The organism is Nocardia sp. NPDC058497 (assembly GCF_042720195.1).
Lineage (GTDB): Bacteria > Actinomycetota > Actinomycetes > Mycobacteriales > Mycobacteriaceae > Nocardia.
On record NZ_JBHXMY010000376.1, the window covers coordinates 1 to 5,932 of the forward strand.

Sequence of the window (5,932 nt, forward strand, 5' to 3'; positions counted from 1 at the left end):
AGACTCAGCCGCCCCGACCGAAGCGCTCGATGGTAGAGAGCGACGATCGAATCGTTCTCACCGCCACCGCTATTCGCGTTCTCGGTCTGCGGCACCGAGCCGACGCCATTGGCCACCCGGGGTTCCTCGGGCAAGCGTCCCAGCAGATAGCGCGCCAACCCGAGAGTGTCCGGTTCGTCGAATACCACCATGGCCGGCAGACGCAGCCCCGTTTCCCGGGCCAGGACGTTGCGCATCTCGATCGCGGTCAGCGAATCGAAGCCCGCGTCGGCGAGATTCGATCCGATATCGTCTCCGTCGACATAACCCAAAATCCGTACGGCCGCCGAGGTGATCATCTCCGTCAGCAAGGTCTCTTGCTGCGCGGTGGACAAACCCCGCAGCCGCTGCGCCAGCGACCGAGTCTCGATCACGTGCACCGTCTTCCGGTCGGTACGCTGCGCAATCTCGCGGAACAGTGGTGGCACCGTGGCGGTTTCACCCAGCGCCGCGAGGTCGAGGCGGGCGGCGGTCACCGTGGGGCGGTGCTGAGCCACGGCGGCATCGAACCACGCCAACCCTTGTTCAGCGGTCAGCCCTCGAATGCCATCACGTTCGAGACGTGTGGTGTCCTCGCCGCGCAGGCGTGCACCCATACCGGTGCCGGTGTCCCACAGACCCCAGGCAATCGAGACCGCCGCCGAACCATCCGCGCGTCGATATTCGGCCAGCGCATCCAGGAACGCATTGGCCGCCGCGTAGTTACCTTGACCCGCACCCCCGAACACGCCCGCGACCGAGGAGTACAGGACGAACAACGCGAGGTCCAGCTCACGGGTGGCCTCGTGCAGCCACCACGCGGCATCCGCCTTGGCCGCCAACACCGTATCGATGCGATCGGGCATCAATGCCGAGACCACACCGTCGTCGAGCACGCCAGCGGTGTGCACGACACCGACCACCGGCGCATCCTCGGGCACGCCCGCCAACAATGTCTCCACACCGGAACGGGTGGACACATCACAGGCAACCACCGACACCCGCGCGCCCAGGCCGGTCAGCTCAGCGACCAAATCCTGAGCGCCGGGCGCAGTTTCACCGCGTCGAGAGGCCAGCACCAGCGAACGCGCACCGTGGGCGAGGACCAGATGCCTGGCAACCAACGCACCCAGACCGCCGGTGCCGCCGGTGACCACGACAGAACCCGTCGACAACCGCGCATCCAGCTCGGACCCGGAATCGGCGGCGCCGATCGTAGACAGTCGCGTCAGACGTGCCCCGTGTACGACGCCCTTCCGCACCGCCACTTGCGGCTCACCCGCGGCAACCGCGCGACCGACCAGGTCCGCCAGCGCGTCCTGGCCCGATGAGCCATCGATATCGATGTCGGCCAACAGGATTCGTCCGGGCTCCTCCGACTGTGCCGACCGCACCAGGCCCCATACCGCGGCAGCGGCGACATCGGTGACCGGCTTACCGGCCACCGAGACCGCTCCCGCGGTCAAGACCAGCAGCCGGCTGTCGGCGAAACGCGAATCCTTGAACCAGCCCTGAATCGCTCTCAGCACCTCATGGGTGACGGCATGCATCCGGTGCACCGTGTCGCGGCCGATGCCGAAGTCACGGAGGTCGAGCACCACGACGGGTGGCACGTCCGACCTCCGCTCGGCCGCGGCGAGGACGGATCCAGCGGTGACGAACGACTCGAAGTCCGGTGCGGGGGCCGTGGTCGCCGGAATTTCCAGGGAGATCCACTCGACGCCCGACAGGCGCTCACCGGGCACCGAACCGGATACCTGCATGGAGCGGCTGGTCAGCGCGCTGACGGTGACGATGCGTCGCCCGGTCTCGTCCCTGGCATCGATCGACACCGCGCTCGGTCCCGCACTCTCGGGCGCATCGGCGACGATGTGCGCGCGCAGCACGGTGGCACCCGAGGCGTGCAATGCCACCTTCCGCCACTCGAACGGCATACGAGGACCACCGGAGTCCACCATATCCAGATCGAGAGAGGTCTGCGCGGCGACTGAGCCTTGGAGCACCGCATCGAGCAGCGCCGGATGCAGCCCGTAGCCGGACACGCTCCCGTGTTCAGGCAATACGGCCTCGACGAATACTTCCGAGCCGCGCCGCCAAACCGCCCGCAGCCCTTGGAATGTCGGCCCGTAGGTGTAACCCGCGTCGTTCAAGCGCTCGTACATCCGGTTCAGGTCGACCGGATGCGCACCGAGGGGTGGCCACGGCTCCGGTTCCGCTGCCGTGTCGCCACGATCGGTCATCGCCAGGTCTGCCGGAGCGACGATGCCTTCAGCGTGCAGGGTCCATAGCGAATCATGTTCGCTACCAGTCGATTCCGGACGCGAATGCACCGAAACCGGGCGCTCGCCCCACTGTCCCGTGGCACCGACGACGACGCGTACCTGCACACCCGCGGTCGCGGGCAGCACCAACGGTGCGATCAAGGTCAGCTCTTCAAGCAGTGCGCACCCGACCTCGTCGCCGGCCCGCATCACCAGTTCGACGAACCCGGTGCCGGGCAGCAACACGACATCGGATACCGCATGATCGGCCAGCCATCGTTGCGAGCCCAGCGCAAGGCGGCCCGACACGATGACTCCCCCGGATTCGGGCATCGAGACCACCGCGCCGATCATCGGATGAGACGACGCCTCCAATCCCAGTACACCGGCGTCACCAGCCAGTTCCGATTCCAGCCAGTAATGGCGGCGCTGGAACGCATACGACGGCAACTGCGCCTTTCGGCGAGGCTTGGTGTCCCACAGCCGTTCCCAGGAGACCGCACGACCGGACGCGGTGACATCGATCGTCGCGAGAGCAGTGAGCAGAGTCTCCGCTTCCGGGCGTTTGCGTCCCAGCACGGCAACCACCGCGGTGCCGGTGGCATCGTCGGTGTCGACGATATCGCTGATCAGTCCGGTGAGACCGCCGTCGGGGCCGGCAATGAGGAACCGTGAGGCGCCCCACTCGCGCATCGCCTGCACGCCGTCGGCGAAGCGCACACACTCCCGCACATGCGACACCCAGTACCGAGTCGATCGCATCGACGAATCCGCCAGCGTTCCGGTCACATTCGACACGATCGGGATCGACGGCTCGCGCCACTCGATCGTCGACAATTCCTGGGCGAATTGGGCCAGCATCGGATCCATCAACGGCGAGTGGAACGCGTGCGATACCAGTAGCCAGCGCACCCGATCTGCCGCGACACCCAACCGCGCGACAACCGTGGCGACTTGATCATGTGTGCCCGAAACCACCACTGCACGAGCACCGTTCACTACCGCGATACCCACCGATGCCAATCCCGTGTCCAGGACCGCCAGCACGTCGGCTTCGCGCACCGCCAGCGCAGCCATGGCTCCACCCGGCGGTAGCGCCTGCATCAACCGTGCCCGGGCCGCGACGAGGACTGCCGCGTCCTGCAGCGACAGCACACCGGCCACGTGCGCGGCGACGATCTCACCGACGGAATGGCCGGCCACCACGTCCGGGGTGAGACCGAGTGATTCGAGCAGCCGTGCGGTGGCCACGCCCACCGCGAACAGCCCGGTCTGGGCAAACAGTGTCGAATTCAGCGCGGCGGAGTCGTCTTCGACACCCCAGATCACCTCGCGTACCGACCTGCCCAGCTCTGCTTCGAGCAGCGCTGTCACTTCGTCGAATGCGGCGGCGAACACCGGGAACGTCTGCGCCAGTTCATGACCCATACCGATCCACTGCGACCCTTGCCCCGGGAACACCCACGCGGTCTTCCCCGCCCGGGCGCTGCCCGAGGTGAGCGCCGGATTCGGATGTCCGGACACCAGCGACGACAAGCCCGCCAGCAACTGTGCGCGGTCGGCACCGGTAACGACGGCACGATGCTCATGACGCGCTCTGTTCACCAGAGACCAGCCGATATCACCGAGCGACACCTGCGCATCGGCCTCGACGTGCGCAGCCAACCGTGCCGCATAGTCGTGCAGCGCCGGCACGGATCGTGCCGACAACACCCACGGCAGCACAGTGGACGAATCATCGATCACCACATCGGATTCCGCACTCTCGTCGCGAACCCCGGGTGCCTGTTCGATGATGACGTGGGCGTTGGTGCCACTGATGCCGAACGAGGACACCCCCGCCCGGCGTGGACGACCGCTCTGCGGCCAAGCCCGTGCGTCGGTCACCAGCTCGACGTGGCCGGCGTCCCAGTCCACGTGTGAGGAGGGTGCGTCCACGTGCAAGGTTTTGGGCACGATTCCGTGCCGCATCGCGAGCACCATTTTCATCACACCGGCCACGCCCGAGGCGGCCTGGGTGTGACCGAGGTTCGACTTCAACGCACCCAGCAGCAACGGCTGACCGGAGGGCCGGTCCTGACCGTAGGTCGCCAACAGTGCCTGCGCCTCAATAGGATCGCCGAGACGGGTGCCGGTGCCATGAGCTTCCACGACATCGATGTCGGTCACCGACAGTCCCGCATTGGCCAGGGTGCGGCGGATCACCCGCTGCTGCGAGGGACCGTTAGGAGCAGTCAAACCGTTGGATGCGCCATCCTGATTCACCGCCGTGCCACGGACCACGGCCAGCACCTCGTGGCCGAGACGGCGTGCGTCGGACAAGCGTTCCAACACCAGCACGCCTGCGCCTTCGCCCCAGGCGGTGCCGTCAGCAGCCTCGGCGAAAGGTTTGCAGCGGCCATCTGCTGCGAGCCCGCGTTGCTGGGAAAAGCCCACGAACACATCAGGGGTCGCCATCACCGTGACACCACCGGCGAGAGCCATGGAGCATTCCCCTGATTGCAGGGCTTGTACGGCTTGATGCACTGCGACCAGAGACGAGGAGCATGCGGTATCGACCGACACCGCGGGGCCTTCGAGTCCGAGCACATACGATACCCGGCCTGACACGATTGCTCCCGCGCTGCTGTTGCCGGGGTAATCGTGATGCATCACTCCGGTGAAAACACCGGTATCACTGCCACGCAGGGAATTCGGGTCGACACCGGCATGCTCGAGCGCTTCCCACACCGTCTCCAACAGCACGCGCTGTTGGGGGTCCATCGTCACCGCTTCGCGCGGCGAGATTCCGAAGAAGCCGGCGTCGAACCATCCGGCCTCGTGCAGGAATCCGCCTTCTCGTACATAGGATTTGCCGGGCACGCCCGGCTGGGGATCGAACAGGACGTCGGTATTCCAGCCACGATCGGTCGGGAACGTCGAGACGGCATCGCGTTCCTCGATCAGCAACTGCCACAAGCCTTCCGGCGATGAGACTCCCCCCGGCAAGCGACAACCCATACCGACGATCACGACCGGGTCCTCCGACAGCAACGCCGCTGCGGCAGGCGCCGCTGCGGCAGCCACCTGGACCTGCGAGCCGCCACGCGACTCGTCCAGAACGAACCGCGCCACCGCTTCCGGCGTCGGATAGTCGAATACCAGGGTCGCTGGCAACCGCACACCGGTCACCGCACGCAGCCGGTTGCGCATCTCGACCGCGGTCAGCGAATCGAAACCCAGCTCACGGAAATTGCGATCAACCCCGAGATCCGAACCGCTCTCGAAGCCCAACACCGCAGCGACCTCCACCCGCACGGTGTCCAGAACCACGGCCAGCGCCTCGGTCTCGGACAACCCGGCAACCTTGCGCTGCAACGCCGACTTCGCATCTGCGCGTGCAGCACTGCGGCCGACGGTGCGGCGAGCCGGCGGAACAAGCTCGTGGAGAAGCGGTGGAATCGCAGTAGCCTCGCGCAGCGTCGCGATATCCAGACGCACGGCCGTCACGACTGCCCGCTCGTGTGCGATTGCCGTGTCGAACCAGGCCAGACCCTGGTCCCCGGTGATTCCGAGCACGCCGTCGCGCGACAGTCGGGTGGTGTGCTCGTCACGCAGCCGCGAGCCCATACCGGTACCGGTATCCCACAGTCCCCACGCGATCGACACCGCCG

At 66.7% G+C, this 5,932-nt stretch carries 1 protein-coding gene; it reads right to left on the reverse strand.

Annotated features, from left to right (window positions below):
- On the reverse strand, positions 1–5,888 hold a 5,888-nt coding region (locus tag ACFWPJ_RS22385), incomplete at its 3' end, for an SDR family NAD(P)-dependent oxidoreductase (protein ID WP_378854259.1).
- Positions 5,889–5,932: the final 44 nt, after the last annotated feature.